At 73.3% G+C, this 16,261-nt stretch carries 15 protein-coding genes; 14 read left to right on the forward strand and 1 reads right to left on the reverse strand.

From position 1 onward, the window contains the following. Both CXR44_RS27325 and CXR44_RS27330 read left to right on the forward strand, forming a co-directional pair. Window positions 1–1,643: glycoside hydrolase family 13 protein (locus tag CXR44_RS27325; RefSeq protein WP_245899439.1), on the forward strand; the 1,643-nt coding region annotated here is incomplete at its 5' end. Window positions 1,644–1,822: 179 nt separating this feature from the next. Continuing rightward, entirely contained in the window at window positions 1,823–2,992 is a 1,170-nt protein-coding gene (locus CXR44_RS27330) for a macrolide family glycosyltransferase (protein WP_219602011.1), read from the forward strand. On the opposite strand, the gene CXR44_RS39045 is transcribed toward CXR44_RS27330, so the two are convergent. After that, the gene (locus CXR44_RS39045; protein ID WP_180903722.1) at window positions 2,970–3,596 is read right to left on the reverse strand and encodes a TetR/AcrR family transcriptional regulator; all 627 of its coding nucleotides are present in this window, start codon (window positions 3,594–3,596) and stop codon (window positions 2,970–2,972) included. The two genes, CXR44_RS27330 and CXR44_RS39045, sit on opposite strands and share 23 nt — an antisense overlap. A gap of 67 nt (window positions 3,597–3,663) precedes the next feature. Here CXR44_RS39045 and CXR44_RS27345 point away from each other — a divergent pair, with 67 nt between their 5' ends. The 12 genes from CXR44_RS27345 (at window position 3,664) to CXR44_RS27400 (ending at window position 16,226) form a co-directional block, all read left to right on the forward strand. After that, entirely contained in the window at window positions 3,664–6,777 is a 3,114-nt protein-coding gene (locus CXR44_RS27345) for a bifunctional cytochrome P450/NADPH--P450 reductase (protein ID WP_245899440.1), read from the forward strand. Window positions 6,778–6,952: 175 nt separating this feature from the next. Continuing rightward, window positions 6,953–7,561: an ACT domain-containing protein gene (locus tag CXR44_RS27350; RefSeq protein ID WP_101789007.1), complete on the forward strand. Its 609-nt coding sequence runs from the start codon at window positions 6,953–6,955 to the stop codon at window positions 7,559–7,561. A gap of 96 nt (window positions 7,562–7,657) precedes the next feature. Then, the gene (locus tag CXR44_RS27355) at window positions 7,658–8,176 is read left to right on the forward strand and encodes a MaoC family dehydratase (protein WP_101789008.1); all 519 of its coding nucleotides are present in this window, start codon (window positions 7,658–7,660) and stop codon (window positions 8,174–8,176) included. Window positions 8,177–8,192: 16 nt separating this feature from the next. Beyond that, complete coding sequence (locus CXR44_RS27360) at window positions 8,193–9,356, forward strand: acyl-CoA dehydrogenase family protein (RefSeq protein WP_101789009.1); 1,164 nt, start codon at window positions 8,193–8,195, stop codon at window positions 9,354–9,356. A gap of 304 nt (window positions 9,357–9,660) precedes the next feature. Continuing rightward, window positions 9,661–10,836, forward strand: coding sequence for an acyltransferase family protein (locus tag CXR44_RS27365; RefSeq protein WP_245899441.1), 1,176 nt, complete (start codon window positions 9,661–9,663; stop codon window positions 10,834–10,836). A gap of 102 nt (window positions 10,837–10,938) precedes the next feature. Beyond that, entirely contained in the window at window positions 10,939–12,108 is a 1,170-nt protein-coding gene (locus CXR44_RS27370; RefSeq protein WP_101789010.1) for an NAD(P)/FAD-dependent oxidoreductase, read from the forward strand. Then, the gene (gene sigJ, locus CXR44_RS27375; RefSeq protein ID WP_101789011.1) at window positions 12,105–12,986 is read left to right on the forward strand and encodes an RNA polymerase sigma factor SigJ; all 882 of its coding nucleotides are present in this window, start codon (window positions 12,105–12,107) and stop codon (window positions 12,984–12,986) included. Before CXR44_RS27370 ends, sigJ begins: the two co-directional genes overlap by 4 nt. Before the next feature lie 91 nt (window positions 12,987–13,077). Next, complete coding sequence (locus CXR44_RS27380; protein ID WP_101789121.1) at window positions 13,078–13,410, forward strand: YybH family protein; 333 nt, start codon at window positions 13,078–13,080, stop codon at window positions 13,408–13,410. An 82-nt stretch (window positions 13,411–13,492) separates the two neighbouring features. Continuing rightward, window positions 13,493–13,969 carry an NUDIX domain-containing protein gene (locus CXR44_RS27385; protein WP_245899442.1) on the forward strand — a complete coding sequence of 159 codons (477 nt, stop codon included), beginning with the start codon at window positions 13,493–13,495 and terminating at the stop codon, window positions 13,967–13,969. 108 nt (window positions 13,970–14,077) lie between these two features. Next, window positions 14,078–14,572, forward strand: a complete 495-nt coding sequence (locus CXR44_RS27390) for a pyridoxamine 5'-phosphate oxidase family protein (RefSeq protein ID WP_101789012.1) — start codon at window positions 14,078–14,080, stop codon at window positions 14,570–14,572. A 97-nt stretch (window positions 14,573–14,669) separates the two neighbouring features. Further along, the gene (locus tag CXR44_RS27395) at window positions 14,670–15,077 is read left to right on the forward strand and encodes a YciI family protein (protein ID WP_101789123.1); all 408 of its coding nucleotides are present in this window, start codon (window positions 14,670–14,672) and stop codon (window positions 15,075–15,077) included. A gap of 6 nt (window positions 15,078–15,083) precedes the next feature. Next, window positions 15,084–16,226 carry an RNA polymerase sigma factor gene (locus CXR44_RS27400; RefSeq protein ID WP_101789013.1) on the forward strand — a complete coding sequence of 381 codons (1,143 nt, stop codon included), beginning with the start codon at window positions 15,084–15,086 and terminating at the stop codon, window positions 16,224–16,226. Window positions 16,227–16,261 lie beyond the last annotated feature (35 nt).

Below are 16,261 nucleotides of genomic sequence, written 5' to 3' on the forward strand. Positions count from 1 at the left end.
CCGAGGCGGCCGTGGACGCCGAGCGGACCTCGTCCGCCATCACCGGGTACGGGGCCGACGACGTGTGGTGGCGCGCGGAGATCAGCGCCGTCAACCCGGTCACCCGCTACCGCTTCCTGCTGCGCACCGGCGGCCCGCGCGCCGGGACCGGCCCGCTGTGGCTCACCGCGGCCGGCGTCGTCGCCCACGACGTGACCGACGCCACCGACTTCCGGCTCGTCACCCACGAGCCGCCACCCGGCTGGCTGGCCGACGCCGTCGTCTACCAGATCTTCCCCGACCGCTTCGGCCGCTCCGGGCAGGACCGCCCCCTGCCCGGATGGGCGCTGCCCCGCGACTGGGACCGCGACCCCGTCATCCCGTCCGGGCCCGGCACCTCGCAGCAGTTCTACGGCGGCGACCTCGACGGCGTCGTCCGGCACCTCGACCACATCGAGGCGCTCGGCGCCGACACCGTCTACCTGACGCCGATCTTCCCCGCCCGCTCCAACCACCGCTACGACGCCGCCGCCTTCGACCGGATCGACCCGCTGCTCGGCGGCGACGAGGCGCTGCACCGCCTGTCCGACGCGGTGCACGCCCGCGGCATGCGCCTGCTCGGCGACATCACCACGAACCACTGCGGCGACGCCCACCCGTGGTTCACCGCCGCCGTGTCCGACGTGCACGCCCCCGAGCGGGAGATGTTCTACTTCGACCCGGTCACCGGCGACTACGCGTCCTGGTGGGGGGTCAAGAGCCTGCCCAAGCTCAACTGGGGCAGCGACCTCGTACGCGAGCGGGTGCCCGCCGTGCTGACCCGGTGGCTCGGACCGCTGGACGGCTGGCGCGTCGACGTCGCCAACATGACCGGCCGGCTCGGCGCCGACGACCACACCCACGAGGTCGCGGCGCTGCTGCGGCGCGCCCTCGGCCCCGGCGCCGCCCTCATCGCCGAGCACAACCACGACGCCTCCGCCGACCTCGACCGGGACGGCTGGCACGGCACCATGAACTACGGCGGCTTCACCCGTCCCGTCTGGTCCTGGCTGCGCGGTCCCGACCTGGACCTCGACCACTTCCTCGGCGTGCCCGGCGGCGTGCCGTCCCGCGACGGGCTGCAGACCCTCGCCACGCTGCGCACGTTCGCCGCGCACATGTCGTGGCGCTCGCTCACGCACTCCTGGCAGCTGCTCGACTCCCACGACTCGCCGCGCATCCGCACCGTCACCGGCTCCCGCGCCCGCCACCTGGTCGCCGCCGGCCTGCAGGCGACCCTGCCGGGCACGCCGATGGTCTTCGCCGGCAGCGAGTTCGGGCTGACCGGCGTCAACGGCGAGCACTCGCGCACCCCGATGCCCTGGAACCGGCCCGCCGACCAGGACCTGGCGACGCTGGCCGGCTACCGCGACCTGCTCCGCCTGCGCCGCGACGAGCCCGCGCTGCGTCACGGCGGCCTGCGCTGGCTGCACGCGGACCACGACTGCCTCGTCTTCGCCCGGGAGACGGCGCGCGAGTCGCTCCTGGTCTGCGCCCGCCGCGCCCCCGGCCGGCCCCTGCCCCTCCCGGCCCCCGCCACCCCCGTCCACAACGCCACCGGCCCCGCCACCGACACCCTCCCCGGCGACGGCCCGTCCTTCTCGATCTGGCGCCTGGCCCGCTGAGGGGCGCTCGCCGCCTCCCCGCGGGGTATGCTCAGCGGCATGCTCATGATTCAGATCTACGGCTAGCAGGGCCGGGGCCGTCGAGCCCCGCAGCCGGGTGCGCCCGTGACGCGTCGTGTCGTCACGCGCCGCGGCGTGCCTGCTTGTCCCTGCCAGCCTGATCTGAAACGAGTCCTGTCATGCATCGCAAGCATGTCGCCATGGTCGGCGTCCCGGCCGTCAGCCACGTCCTGCCCGGCATCGAGGTGATCCGCGAGCTGGTGGCGCGCGGTCACCGGGTGACCTACGCCAACGACCCGGCCGTGGCCCACCTGATCACGCCGACCGGCGCCGAGCTGGTCCCGTACGAGTCCACCCTGCCCGTAGCCGACAACGACTGGCCCGAGGACCCCATCGCCGCGATGCGGGTCTTCCTCGACGACAACATCCGGATGCTGCCGCAGCTGCGCGCCGCCTACGACGACGACCCCGCCGACGTCTACCTGTACGACATCGGCGCCTACGCCGCACGGGCGCTCGCCGAGGCGCAGGGCCGGCCGATGGTGCAGCTCTCGCCCACGTACGTGGCGTGGAAGGGTTTCGAGGAGGAGGTGGCGGCGCCCCTGTGGACGCTGCCGGGGGCCGACGAGTTCCGGGCGGTGTTCGCCGAGTGGCTCGCCGGCTCCGGTGCGGTCACCACCGACGTCGACGCCTTCCCCGGCCGGCCCGGCCGGACCGTGGCGGTGGTGTCGAAGGCCATGCAGCCGAACGCCGACCGGGTCGACACCGAGACGGTGACGTTCGTCGGGCCGTGCCTGGGCAGCCGGTCGGACCAGGGCGGCTGGACCCGTCCGGCCGGGGCCGGCAAGGTGCTGCTGGTCTCGCTCGGTTCGGCCTACACCCGGCGGCCCGAGTTCTACCGCCGGTGCCTGGCGGCCTTCGGCGATCTGCCCGGATGGCACGTCGTGCTGCAGATCGGCCGCCACACCGACCCGGCGGTGCTCGGTCCGATCCCGGCGAACGTCGAGGTGCACGCCTGGGTGCCGCAGCTCGCCATCCTGCTCCAGGCCGACGCGTTCGTCACCCATGCGGGCATGGGCGGCAGCGGCGAGGGCCTCTACGCGGGCGTCCCGATGATCGCGGTCCCGCAGGCCGTCGACCAGTTCGCCAACGCCGACCGGCTGGTCGAGCTGGGTGTCGCCCGGCGGCTGGACACGGCCGACGCGACGGCCGAGGCGCTGCGCGGGGCGCTGCTCGACCTGACGGGCGACCCCGAGGTGGCCCGCCGGTCGGCGGCGCTGCGCGCCGAGGTGCGCGCCGAGGGCGGCACGGCCCGGGCGGCGGACCTCATCGAGGAGCTGCTGGCCTAGCTTCGTCCGCCGCTCCTCCTCCGGCTCGGCCGGCGGGGGAGTGGCGGGCGGTCAGGCCGTCGAGGATCAGGTCGATGGCCGTCTCGAACATCCGGTCCATCGCCTCGGGTGACCGGTCGCTGCCGATGTGCCCGTTCTGCTGGTTGATGAGCAGGCCCGTCACGAACGCGTGCAGCACGTCGGCCGTGCGCAGCAGCTCGTCCTCGGGCACCCCCGCCGCCCGCAGGATCGGCAGGAACACGTCCCACAGCCCGCCCTCGCGCGCGGCGACCAGCTCCGGGTGGGTGTGCACGTAGCTCCACAGCGCCGGGTACGTCGTGGCGAGCCGCCGGTAGGCGTGGCCGAGGGCGCGCAGCCGCTCCTGCCAGGGGGCGCCGTCCATGACGGGGATCTCCAGCCGCTCCGCCATGGTCAGGCAGATCTGGTCGATCAGTGCCGTCTTGCTCTCGACGTGGTGGTAGAGCGACATGGGGTTGACGTCGAGGGCGGCCGCGAGCTTGCGCATGGACAGCGCCTCGACGCCGCCCTCGTTCACCAGGCGCAACGCCGTGGCGTAGATCTCCTCGGGGGTGAGGGGAGAACCCCTGCGCGCACCGGCAGCCATACACCGTATGATAGCCGTAGCCATACACCGTATGGCTACCGTTGCCTGCCGAAACCCCGGAGTGCTCATGGAGATCCCCGCCCCACAGGGCCTGCCCCTCCTCGGCAACACGCTGCAGATCCCCTCCCGCTCGCCCGCGGCGTACTTCACCGAACTCGCCGACCGCTATGAGGAGGGCCTGTTCCGGCTCGACATCGTGGGCCGGAAGGTGACGTTCGTCTACGACCCGGACCTGGTCGCCGAGCTGTGCGACGAAACGCGGTTCAAGAAGCGCATCCAGCCGCCGCTGGCGATCGTGCGCGACTTCGCGGGCGACGGCCTCTTCACCGCCGACATCGACGCCCCCGTGTGGGGGCACGCGCACCGCATCCTCATGCCGGCGTTCAGCCAGCGGTCGATGAAGGCGTACTACCCGCAGATGCTGGAGGTCGCCGAGCAGCTCGTCGCCTCCTGGGCCGCCCGGCAGGGCGAGGATCTCCCCGTCTCCGACGACATGACGCGGCTGACGCTCGACACCATCTCGCTCACCGGGTTCGGCTACCGGTTCCAGTCGTTCGACTCGCCGGAGCTGCACCCGTTCCTGCAGGCCATGGGCGGCGCGCTGACCGAGGCGATGCTGCGCAACCAGCAGCTTCCCATGGTCACCAAGCTGCGGCGCAGGCAGGAGGAGGGCTACCGGCGCGACATCGCCACCATGCGCGAGCTGGTGGACGACGTGATCCGGCGGCGCCGGGCGTCGGGCGGCGGCGCCAAGGACCTGCTGGGGCTGATGCTGGAGGCGTCCGACCCGCTCAGCGGCGAGCGGCTGTCCGACGAGAACATCCGCGACCAGGTGCTGACCTTCCTCATCGCCGGCCACGAGACCACCAGCGGCCTGCTCTCCTTCGCCCTGTACAACCTGCTGCGCAACCCGCACACCCTGGCCCTCGCCTACGACGAGGTGGACCGGATGCTGCCGGGCGACGAGCCGCCCGCCTACGAGACGATCATGAAGCTGGACGTGGTCGCCCGCGTCCTGGAGGAGACGCTGCGGATCTGGTCGCCCATCCCCGCCTTCGCCGTGAGCGCCGAGTCCGACACCACGATCGGCGGCGGCTACCCGGTCAGCGCCGGTGACCCGCTGGTCGTGCTGCTGCCCGCGCTGCACCGCCACCCCAAGGCGTGGGACCGGCCCGCGGAGTTCGACATCGACCGCTGGCTGCCCGAGCGGCGCGCGGAGCACCACCCGGCCGCCTACAAGCCGTTCGGCAACGGCGAACGGGCCTGCATCGGCCGCCAGTTCGCGCTCACCGAGGCCCGGCTGGCCCTGGCCATGGTGCTGCGGCGCTTCGCCCTGTCGGACCCCGCGGCGTACCGGATGAAGATCAAGCAGACGCTCACGCTCAAGCCCGACGGCTTCACCCTGCGGGTGCGCGAGCGTGCCGCCCACGAGCGGTTCGCCCCCACGGCGGCGGAGGCGGCGCCGGAGCCGGAGACCGGGCAGGACATCGCCGTCACCGGCGTGCCCCTCACCGTCGCCTACGGCTCCAACCTCGGCACCTGCTCCGACATCGCCGAACGGCTGGCCGAGCGCGCCGGGCGGGCCGGCTTCGCCACCACGCTGACCACCCTCGACGAGCTCGACCCGCCCCGCGAGGGGGTGCTCGTCGTGGTCGCCGCGTCCTACAACGGCAAGGCGCCCGACAACGCCCAGCGCTTCGACGCCCTGGAGAGCCTGCCCGACCTGTCGGGGGTACGGCTGGCCGTGCTGGGCTGCGGCAACACCCAGTGGCCCACCTACCAGGCGTTCCCGCGCCGCGCCTGCGACAAGCTCGTCGCCGCCGGGGCCGTGCCGCTGGTGGAGCGGGGCGAGGCCGACGCGGACGGCGACTTCGACGGCGACGTGTCCGCCTGGACGGCCGGCCTGTGGGCGGCGCTCGCCGCCGAGTACAGCGCCACCGCCGAGGACGCCGGTCCCCGCTACGAGCTCGAGGTGCTCACCGAGGCCGAGGTGCGGCCCGCGGTGGTCTCCGCGCGGGCGTTCCCGCTGACGGTCGTCGCCAACGAGGAGCTCACCCGCGACCCCGCCGGGCTGTGGGACTTCTCGGTGGAGGCCCCGCGGCCCGGCGTCCGCTCGATCGTCGCCGAGCTGCCCGAGGGCGTCACCTACCACGCCGGCGACCACCTGGCCGTCTTCGCCAAGAACGACCCCGAGCTGGTCGAGTGGGCGCTGCGCTGCCTGCGCGTCCCCAGGGAGCAGGTGGTCCGGCTGCGCTCCCGCTCGGCCACGCACCTGCCCGTGGACCGGCCGGTCACCGCCGGGCTGCTGCTCACCGAGTTCGCCGAGCTGCAGGAGGTCGCCACCCGCTCCGACCTCGACACGCTGGCGGCCCACACCTCCTGCCCGTGGACGCGCGCCCAGCTCGCCGGGCTGGCCGCCGGCTACGCCGACGAGATCCTCGCCAAGCGGGTCTCGCCGCTGGCGCTGCTCGACCGGTACCCGGCGATCGAGCTGCCGCTCGCCGCGTTCCTGGAGATGGCCGGGCCGATCAAGCCGCGCTACTACTCGGTGTCGTCCTCGCCGCTGGCCGATCCGCGCCGCCTGCGGATCACCGTCGGCCTGGTGGAGGGGCCCGCCTGGTCGGGCAGCGGCGACTACCACGGCATGTGCTCGGCCTACCTGGCCGGGCTGGCCGCCGGTGAGACGTTCTACGGCTACGTCCGCGAGCCCGCGCCGCCGTTCCGCCTGCTGGACGACCCCGCCACGCCCGTCGTCCTCATCGGGCCGGGCACCGGGTTCGCGCCGCTGCGCGGCTTCCTGGAGGAGCGGGCGCTGACCGGCGCGACCGGGCGGGCGGAGGTGTTCACCGGGTGCCGTCACCCCGACCACGACCTGCTCTACCGGGAGGAACTCGAGGACTGGGGCAGCGCCCCCGGGGTGACCGTGCACACCGCGTTCTCCGCCGTGCCGGGGCACCCGCACCGGTTCGTCCAGGACGCCGTCGCCGCCGCCGGGGACGCCGTGTGGGAGCTGCTGGAGCAGGGGGCGCACGTGTACGTGTGCGGCGACGGGCTGCGCATGGCGCCCGCCGTGCGCGCGGCGCTGCTCGCGCTGTACCGCGAGCGCGCCGGACGCGGCGGGGAGGCGTGGCTGGCCGGCCTGGAGGAGAGCGGCCGCTACCAGCAGGACGTGTTCGCCTGACGGGCCGGTGGCGGCGGCCGGCCGTGCGGTCGCGCGCGGAAGGCCGCCGCCCACCCGTGACAATCCACTCGTCAGCCTGCATGCTTGGACATAACCGCAGCATGTGTGACATGTGTCTGGAACGTGCCCGAAATCTTGGAGCGGCACTGTGAGAGCCTCTGGAAGGGAGGCGGCAATGCTGCTGCGACTGAGGGTGTCGCTACCGGACCGGCCGGGTTGCCTCGGGCAGGTCGCGAGGGCGCTCGGCGCGCTGGGCGCCGACATTCTCCAGGTCACCGTGCTCGAACGCGAAGCCGGACGGGCCGTTGACGACTTCACCGTGTCCTGGCCGGGCGCGGCCACGACGGACGAGGTGCGCGACCGGCTGTCCGGCATGCCCGGAGTGCGGGTGGAGGGGGTCTGGCCGACGAAGGACGTGCCCGGCGCGGCGCCGGACTACGACCTGCTCATGCACGTGGCGGCGGAGCCGGAGCGCGGCCTGGCGACGCTGGTGGACGCCCTGCCGGGGCTGTGCGGGGCCGAGTGGTCGCTGGCGCTGTCGGGCGGCGTCGTCCGCCACGCCAGCCTGGCCGCGCCGCCGTCGTTCGACCTGCCCGAGCCGCCGCTGCGCGCCGCCACCCGCGTGACCGAGAAACTGCGGCTGATGCTGCTGCCGGTCGCGGCGCACGGCCTGCACGTGGTCGTCGCCCGCGCCGACGGGCCGGTGTTCCACCGCGCCGAACTGGACCGCGCCGCGCGCATCGTCGCCGTCGTCTCCGCGCTGCTGCCGGCGTCCTCCTCGTAGAACACCGCTTGTCGGCGTTGACCGGGCGCGGGTGCGGCTCCTAGCGTGATCACCAGGCGGTGTGATCGCCAGGCCGTCGTGAGGAGGGGCCGCCCCGTGACCGTCCACGAACCCGCCATCGGCCGCTACTACGAGGACTTCGTGGTCGGCGACGTCTACCAGCACCCGCTCGGCCGCACGATCGGCGAGGCCGACAACACCTGGTTCACGCTGCTCACCATGAACACCAACCAGAACCACTTCAACGCCCACTACGCCGCCGCGTCGCCGACCGGCAGGATCATCGTGAACTCCGGCCTGACCGTCGCCGTCGTGCTCGGCCTGTCGGTGATCGACATGAGCCAGACCGCCCTGATGAACCTCGGCTGGGAGGACATCCGGCTCACCCACCCCGTCTTCGTGGGCGACACCCTCTACGCCGAGTCCGTCGTCACGGCCAAGCGCGAGTCGGGGTCACGCCCGTACGCCGGCATCGTCACCTGCCGCACGCGCGGGCTGAACCAGGACGGCGACGAGATCATGTCCTGGCGCCGGACCGTCATGGTCTACAAGCGCGACGCCCCGCACGACAAGCACCACTTCCCGCGGGCCAAGTCGGGCCCTCTCGCCCCCTGAGCGAAACGGCGACCACATGGACTTCGAACTGACCGCCGAGCAACAGGCCTTCCGCGAGACGCTGCGCGCGTTCGTGGACAAGGAGATCATGCCCGTCGCCGTCGAGTGGGAGCACTCCGGACGCCAGCCCACCGAGATCGTCGAGAAGATGAAGCGGATGGGGCTGTTCGGCCTGTCCGTGCCGGAGGAGTACGGCGGGCTGGCGGTCGACATGGTGTCGTTCGCGCTGGTCTTCGAGGAGATCGCGCGCGGCTGGATGGGCGTGGCGGGCACGATCGGCTCCCACTCCATCGCCTGTTCCATGATCGCCCGCCATGGCACCGCCGAGCAGAAGCGCCTCCACCTGCCCGACCTGGCCACGGGCGCCCGCCGTACCGGGATCGCGCTCACCGAGCCCGGCGCCGGCACCGACCTGCAGGGCATCACCACGCGCGCCGTCCGCGACGGCGACCACTACGTCGTCACCGGCACCAAGACCTGGATCACCAACGCCCGGCACGCCGACCCGCTGCCCGTCCTCGTCAAGACCTCCCTCACCGAACCCGCGCACAAGGGCATGTCGGTGCTGCTCGTCGACCCGGCATCGGAGGGCTTCGGCGTCAGCCGCGACCTGCCCAAGCTCGGCTACAAGGGCACCGAGACGTGCGAGGTCGTGCTGGACGAGGTGCGGGTCCCGGTCGCGGCGCTGCTCGGCGGGGTGGAGGGACGCGGCATGCAGCAGGTCCTCGCCGGGCTGGAGCTCGGCCGCATCAACATCGCCGCCCGCGCCGTCGGCGTCGCCCAGGCCGCCTACGACGCCGCGCTCGGCTACGCCCGCGAACGCACCGCCTTCGGCCGGCCCATCGCCGGCTTCCAGGCCGTCCAGCTCAAGCTCGCCGACCTGGCCACCGAGATCCAGGCGGCGCGGCTGCTCACCTACTGGGCCGCCTCCCGCGCCGACGGCGGCGCCCGCGTGGACATGGAGGCGAGCATGGCCAAGTACTTCGCCTCGGAGGTGGCGCTGAAGGCGTCGCTGGAGTCGATGCGGATCCACGGCGGCTACGGCTACTCGCAGGAGTACGTGGTCGAGCGGCTCTACCGGGACGCGCCGCTGATGGCGATCGGCGAGGGCACCAACGACGTGCAACGCCTGGTGATCGCCCGCGCGCTCGTCTCCGGCAAGGGCCGGGTCGGCTGGTGAGCCCGCCGGGTCCGGCCGGCACGCGCCTCTGAGGGGCCATCGCATCACTTGTGTGGTTATGGGTAGGTTGGGGCGGGTGTCGCCAGCCGCCGCCCAGCCGCCGCCCGAGCCCACGCCCCCCGTCTCAGCCACGCCCGCCATCACCCACCCCGCTTCCGCGTCCGCTCCTTCGGCTTCCGTGCCCGCTCCTTCGGCTTCCGTGCCCGCTCCTTCGGCTTCCGTGCCCGCTCCTTCGGCTTCCGTGCCCGCTCCTTCGGCTTCCGCGCCCGCCCCTCCTGCTTCCGCGCCCGCTCCTTCGGCTTCCGTGTCCACGCCTCCCGCCGGCGCGGCCGGGGCCGGGGAGGGGGAGGGGGCCAGGCTGGCGTGGCTGGACGCGTTGCGCGGGGTCGGCGCCATGGCGGTCGTCGCCGAGCACCTGCTGCCGTGGTTCCTGCCGTCGCTGCGGCCGTTCTGGTTCAGTCTCGGCGTCTACGGGATCATGGTGTTCTTCCTGGTCAGCGGCTACATCATCCCGGCGTCCCTGGAGCGGCACGGGGACGTGCGCCGGTTCTGGATCGGCCGCGCGTTCCGGCTCTACCCGCTCTACCTGGCGGTCACCGCGCTCGTCGTGGGGCTGGCGTGGTGGGTGCCGGTGCGGGGCGAGGTGCCGCGCGACGGGTCGGCGGTGGCCGGGCACGCGACGATGCTGCTCGACGTCGTCGACGTGGGGGGCGTCGCCGACACCATGTGGACGTTGTCGTACGAGATGGTCTTCTACCTCCTGGTGACCGCGCTGTTCGTCGCCGGGGCGCACCGGCGCAGCGGGTTGCTGGCCGTGCTGTTCGCGGCCGGCTCGGTCGTCGTCGGGGTGGCGCTGGCCGGAGCCGTCGTCACGGGCGGCTGGGTCGCCTACGCCTCGGCCGCGGTGTTCGCCGCCGGGCTGGCCTGCGTCGTCTCGGGCAGGTTCCGGGCTGCGGGGGCGTGCGCGCTGGGCCTGATGGGCGTGACGCTGCTGGTGCTGGGCGGCCGGGTGCCGTGGATGGGCGTCACCGTGCTGGGCGTGATGTTCGCGGGCACCGCCGTGCACCGGTGGGAACGCGGCCGCGGCACGCTCTGGCCGGTGGCTGCCGCGGCCGCGCTGGTCGCCGTCGCGCCCGTCCGGGCGGTCATGTCGGGCTGGTGGTGGGCCGAGCCGGACGTGTGGATCACCACGCTCGCGCTGGCCGCGGCCACGTTCGCCGCCGCGATGGCGCTGCGCGGGCGGCGCCTGCCCCGGCTGCTGACCTGGCTCGGCCTCATCAGCTATTCGCTGTACCTGGTGCACCATCCGCTGCTGAAGTACTTCTACGAGATCACCGGAGACCTGCGCCGCTCGCCGCTGCCGCTGCAACTGGCCATGTCGGTGCTGGCCCTGGCGGTGGTGCTGGGAGTGAGCGCGCTGGCGTACCGGTTCGTGGAACGTCCCATGCAGGCGCTCGGCCGCCGCCTCGCCCGTGCCTGACGCCCCCCGCGCGACCGGCCGGCCGCCCGCGCCCGCCGCGCGACCGGCTGTGATGCGCATCACGCCGTGTCACGTCGCGGCTGGCCCCGGTGTCTTGAGGGCATGGTCGAACACAGCACACTTCACCAGGTCGTCGTCATCGGCGGAGGCTACGCGGGAACGATGGCGGCCAACCGCCTGCGCGCGCGCACGGACGTCGGCGTCACCCTGGTCAACTCCCGCCCGAAGTTCGTCGAGCGGATCCGGCTGCACCAGTACGTGGCCGGGAATTACGACGCGGCGGTCGACTACGGCACGCTGCTCGGTGACGGCGTGCGGCTGGTGGTCGACGACGCCACGCGCGTCGACACCGCCTCGCGCACGGTGGAGCTGAGGTCGGGCCGGACGCTGGACTACGACTACGTCGTCTACGCGGTCGGCAGCACCGGCGCGATCCCCGCCTCGGTGCCGGGCGCGGCCGACTTCGCCCATTCCGTCGCCGAGTTCGAGGCCGCCGAGCGGCTGCGCGCCAGGCTGGCGGAGCTGCCGGCCGACGCCCCGATCACCGTGGTCGGCGGCGGGCTGACCGGCATCGAGACCGCCGCCGAGCTCGCCGACCAGGGACGCGCGGTCACCCTGGTGTGCGGCGGCACCCTGGCCCCGGCACTCGGCGACGCCGGCCGCCGGTCCGTCGCGACGTGGCTGTCCGAGCACGGCGTCACCGTGCTGGAGACCGGCGTGGTGGCCGAGGTGCGGCAGGACGCGGTCGTCCTCACCGACGGATCGGTACGGCACGGCGCGCTCACCATCTGGACGGCCGGTTTCGGCGTGCCGGGCCTGGCGGCGGCCAGCGGGTTGCGCGTCGACGCGCTCGGCCGGCTGCTCACCGACGAGGCGCTGGTCAGCGTCGATGACGACCGCGTCGTCGCGGCGGGCGACGCCGCCTCACCGTCGGGCCGGCCGCTGCGGATGAGCTGTCAGGCCGCGGGGTGGCTCGGCGTGCAGGCCGCCGACGCCGTGCTGAGCCTCATCGCGGGAACCGCGCCCGCCGCGGCGCAGGTGACCTTCGCCGGATCGTGCGTCAGCCTGGGCCGGCACGCCGGCACGATGCAGTACGCCGACCCGGACGACGTCCCCTTGGACTCCGTCCTCGACGGGCCCGAGGCCGCGGAGATCAAGGAGAAGCTCTGCCGCGACGCGGTGAAGGGCATCACCATGGAGGCCCGTGACCCCGGGGTCATCGTCCTGAAGAAGGCCGGACAGGAGGCTGCCGGGATGTCCGCGGCATCATGACCACTGACGAGCACGCCGAGCGGTTCACCCTGCTGCGGCCGCTGCTGTTCACGATCGTCTACGAGATCCTCGGCTCGGCGACGGAGGCCGACGACGTGCTGCAGGACAGCTACCTGCGGTGGGCGAAGGTGGACCTGGCGGGAGTCCATGACACCAGGTCGTACCTGGCGCGGCTGGTGACCTGCCAGGCGCTCAACGCGCTGCGCGCCGGCGCGCGCCGCCGCGAGGACTACGTCGGTGTGTGGTTGCCCGAGCCGCTGCTGCTCGACGAGCACGACGCCTCGGCGGACGTGGTGCTCGCCGAGTCGGTGTCGATGGCGATGCTCGTGCTCCTCGAGACGCTCACCCCCGAGGAGCGCGCGGTGTTCGTCCTGCGCGAGGTGTTCGGGTTCGGTCACGACGACATCGCCGAGGCGGTGGGCAAGTCCGTGGTCGCGGTGCGCCAGATGGCGCACCGCGCCCGCGAGCACGTGCGGGCGCGGCGCAGGCGGTTCGAGCCCGGTAGCGCCGCCAGGACCGCGCGGATCACCGAGCGGTTCATGGCGGCGGTGACCACCGGTGACCTGGAAGGCGTGCTCGCGCTGCTCGCACCGGATGTCACCTGGACCGCCGACAGCGGCGGCAAGGTGATCGCGGCGCGTCACCCGATGGTGGGCGCGGAGAAGGTGGCCGCGCTCCTCCTGGGCATCATCCGCTCGGACGTGCGGGTCGAGGCCGTGAACTGCAACGGCGCCCCTGCACTGGCCGCCTACCGCGGCGATCGCCTGGAGGGCGTCTTCCTGGCCGACGTCGCCGACGAGAAGATCACCGACTTCTACGTCATCCGCAATCCGGACAAGCTCCTCGCGCTGGCGGAACCGCGCCGGATCCGCCGGTAGCGGCACGGCCGCGGGGCTCACACCCCGGGGCGCCGTGTCGTCGGAGAAGTGGAAAGCCGGGTTTTCCCGCTGAGAGGAAGGACGAGTGGCGATGCCGACGCGACACGAGACGGACGAGACCGCGATCAGGCGGCACATCGACAAGATCGTCGAAGGGATCCGGGCCAAGGACCTCCAGGCCCTGGAGCGGCTCTACGCGCCGGACGTCGTCTCCTTCGACGTGGAGCCGCCGCTGCAGCACGTGGGGGTGGAGGCGAAGGCGAAGAACTGGGCGAACGTGTTCGGGACGGTCGCGAAGGGCATGTGGGTCCGGGCCACCTTCGGCCTCCGGAAGATCGACGGCGAATGGCTGATCGTGCACGACCAGGTGTCCGTGCCGTTCGACGTGCGGAGCGGCAGGGGGGTGACCGACCTCGAGCCCTGACAGGTCGCCGCCGCGCCCGGTGCCGCTCCGGCCGGGCCACGCCGGGGGATTCGCGGAGATCAGGGCCGGGTAGCGTGTCGGGGTGAGCCAGCAGCACCTGCCTCCCGCCCAGTGGTACGCCTCGCTGCCGACCTACTACGCGTCGGCCTGCATGCTGCTCACCGACCCCGAGGGCCGGGTCCTGATGGTCAAACCCAACTACCGGCCGCACTGGGCCATCCCGGGCGGCGTCGTGGACGCCGGCGAGTATCCGCACGCGTGTGCCGAGCGCGAGATCGCCGAGGAGCTCGGCCTGCGCGTCCGGGCCGGTGACCTGCTCGTCGTCGACTGGACCCCGCCGATGGGCGACCGCCCGCACAGCATGATCAACTTTCTGTTCGACGGCGGCACGGTCATCGACACGGGCCAGGTCACGCTGCAGACGTCCGAGCTGGACCACTACGGCTTCTTCCCCTGGGGGGAGGCCACGAGGATGCTCCCGGACACCACCTCCGCCCGCCTTCCCGCGGCGCTGCGCGCCCGCACGGAGTCCCGCACCGTCTACCTGCCTGCGCGGTAGGCACGCCGGCGCGTCAGCGTCGCGGGGGACGGGCGGGCCGGTGGATGTCGAGAACGCCGCGCCCGCTCCGTCCCAGGTCGTCAGCAGCCACCACGGAAGGGGCCGGCCATGGGGCCGAACGAGATCACCGCAATCCTGGACCGGCCGCACAGCCGGGAACTCCTGGCACGCGACCTGACCCGCCTGGCCTACATCGCCCAGGACGGCACCCCACGCAACGTCCCGATCGCGTTCACCTGGAACGGCTCGGAGATCGTCATGTGCACCGCGAAGAACGCCCCGAAGCTTCCGGCCCTGCGCCGGAACCCGGCGGTCGCCCTGACGATCGACACCGAGGTGCACCCGCCCAAGATCCTGCTCATCCGCGGCCAGGCAGAGCTGGACGTCGTCGAGGGCATCCCCGACGAGTACCTCCGGATGAACGGCTCCTACCGGATGACGCCCGAGCAGCGGGTCGCGTGGGAGGCGGAGGTGCGATCGCTCTACGACGGCATGGTCAGGATCGTCGTCACCCCGACGTGGGTGAAGCTGATCGACTTCGAGACGACGCTGCCGAGCGCGGTCGAGGAACTGGTCCGGCAGCGGGCGGAACGCCGCCCCTGAGAAATTGCTCGCCGCGCGATGTCGAGAACCCGCGCGCGGCTCCGTCCCCGCCACGAACACCGGCCACAATGGCCGTACCGGGCGAAGGAGAGACATGATGGCCAAGTACCTGCTGCTCAAGCACTACCGGGGCGCGCCGGCAGCGGTCAACGACGTGCCGATGGACCAGTGGACGCCGGAGGAGCTCTCGGCCCACGTGCAGTACATGCGGGACTTCGCCGCCCGGCTGGAGGGCACCGGCGAGTTCGTCGACAGCCAGGCGCTCTCCCCGGAGGGCACGTTCGTCCGGTACGACGGCGAGGGGCGGCCGCCGGTCACCGACGGCCCGTTCGCGGAGACCAAGGACCTGATCGCCGGCTGGATGGTGATCGACGTCGACAGCCACGAGCGGGCGCTGGAGCTGGCCGCCGAGCTGTCCGCGGCTCCGGGCGCGGGCGGCGAGCCGATCCACGAGTGGCTCGAGGGGCGCCCGTTCCTGACCGAGCCCCCGACCATCACGGAGTGACGAACGGTGGACGAGCCGCTGCTGCGGACCCTCACCCCCACGGTGATCGGCATCCTCGTCCGTCGCGGAGCCTGCTTCGCGACGGCCGAGGACGCCGTGCAGGACGCCCTGATCGAGGCCCTGCGCGTGTGGCCGGACGACCCGCCGCGCGACCCCAAGGGCTGGCTGGTCACCGTGGCCTGGCGCAAGTTCCTCGACGCCGCCCGCGCCGACACCTCCCGGCGGCACCGCGAGGCGCTCGTCGGGGGCGAGCCCGTGCCCGGTCCAGGCGAGGAGGCGGACGACACGCTCCAGCTCTACTTCCTGTGCGCGCACCCGTCCCTGACACCGGCCTCGGCCGTCGCGCTGACGCTGCGCGCGGTCGGCGGCCTGACCACGCGCCAGATCGCGCAGGCCTATCTGGTGCCGGAGGCGACCATGGCGCAGCGCATCAGCCGCGCCAAGCGGACGGTCTCGTCCGTCCGGTTCGGCCAGCCCGGCGACGTCGCCACCGTGCTGCGCGTGCTCTACCTCGTCTTCAACGAGGGGTACTCCGGCGACGTGGACCTCGCCGCCGAGGCGATCCGCCTCACCCGCCGGCTCGCGGCCAGGACCAGGCACGAGGAGGTGGCGGGCCTGCTCGCGCTCATGCTGCTGCACCACGCCCGCCGCCCGGCGCGGACGGGGCCCGGCGGCAGGCTCGTCCCGCTCGCCGAGCAGGACCGCGGCCTGTGGGACACGCGGCTGATCAGGGAGGGCGTGGACGTGCTCCAGGCGGCCCTCGCCCGCGACCGGCTGGGCGAGTTCCAGGCCCAGGCGGCCATCGCCGCGCTGCACGCCGACGCCCGGACGGCCGAGGAGACCGACTGGGTGCAGATCGTCGAGTGGTACGACGAGCTGGTGCGCCTCACCGGCAACCCGGTGGCCCGGCTCAACCGGGCCGTCGCGGTCGGCGAGGCCGACGGCCCGCGGGCCGGCCTGGCCGCCCTGGCGGAGCTCGACCCCTCCCTGCCCCGCCACACCGCCGCCGCGGCGTACCTGCGCGAACGTGACGGCGACCTGGCGACGGCGGCCCGGCTCTACGCCGAAGCCGCCCGATCAGCGCAGAACCTCGCCGAACGCGACCACCTCACCCGCCAGGCCGCCCGGCTCAACACGGGGTCGCGGTGAGCCCGCCGTGACCGCCGGAGCCGGGGCGGTCCGGT

It is taken from the genome of Nonomuraea indica, assembly GCF_002850745.1.
GTDB classification, from domain to species: domain Bacteria; phylum Actinomycetota; class Actinomycetes; order Streptosporangiales; family Streptosporangiaceae; genus Nonomuraea; species Nonomuraea indica.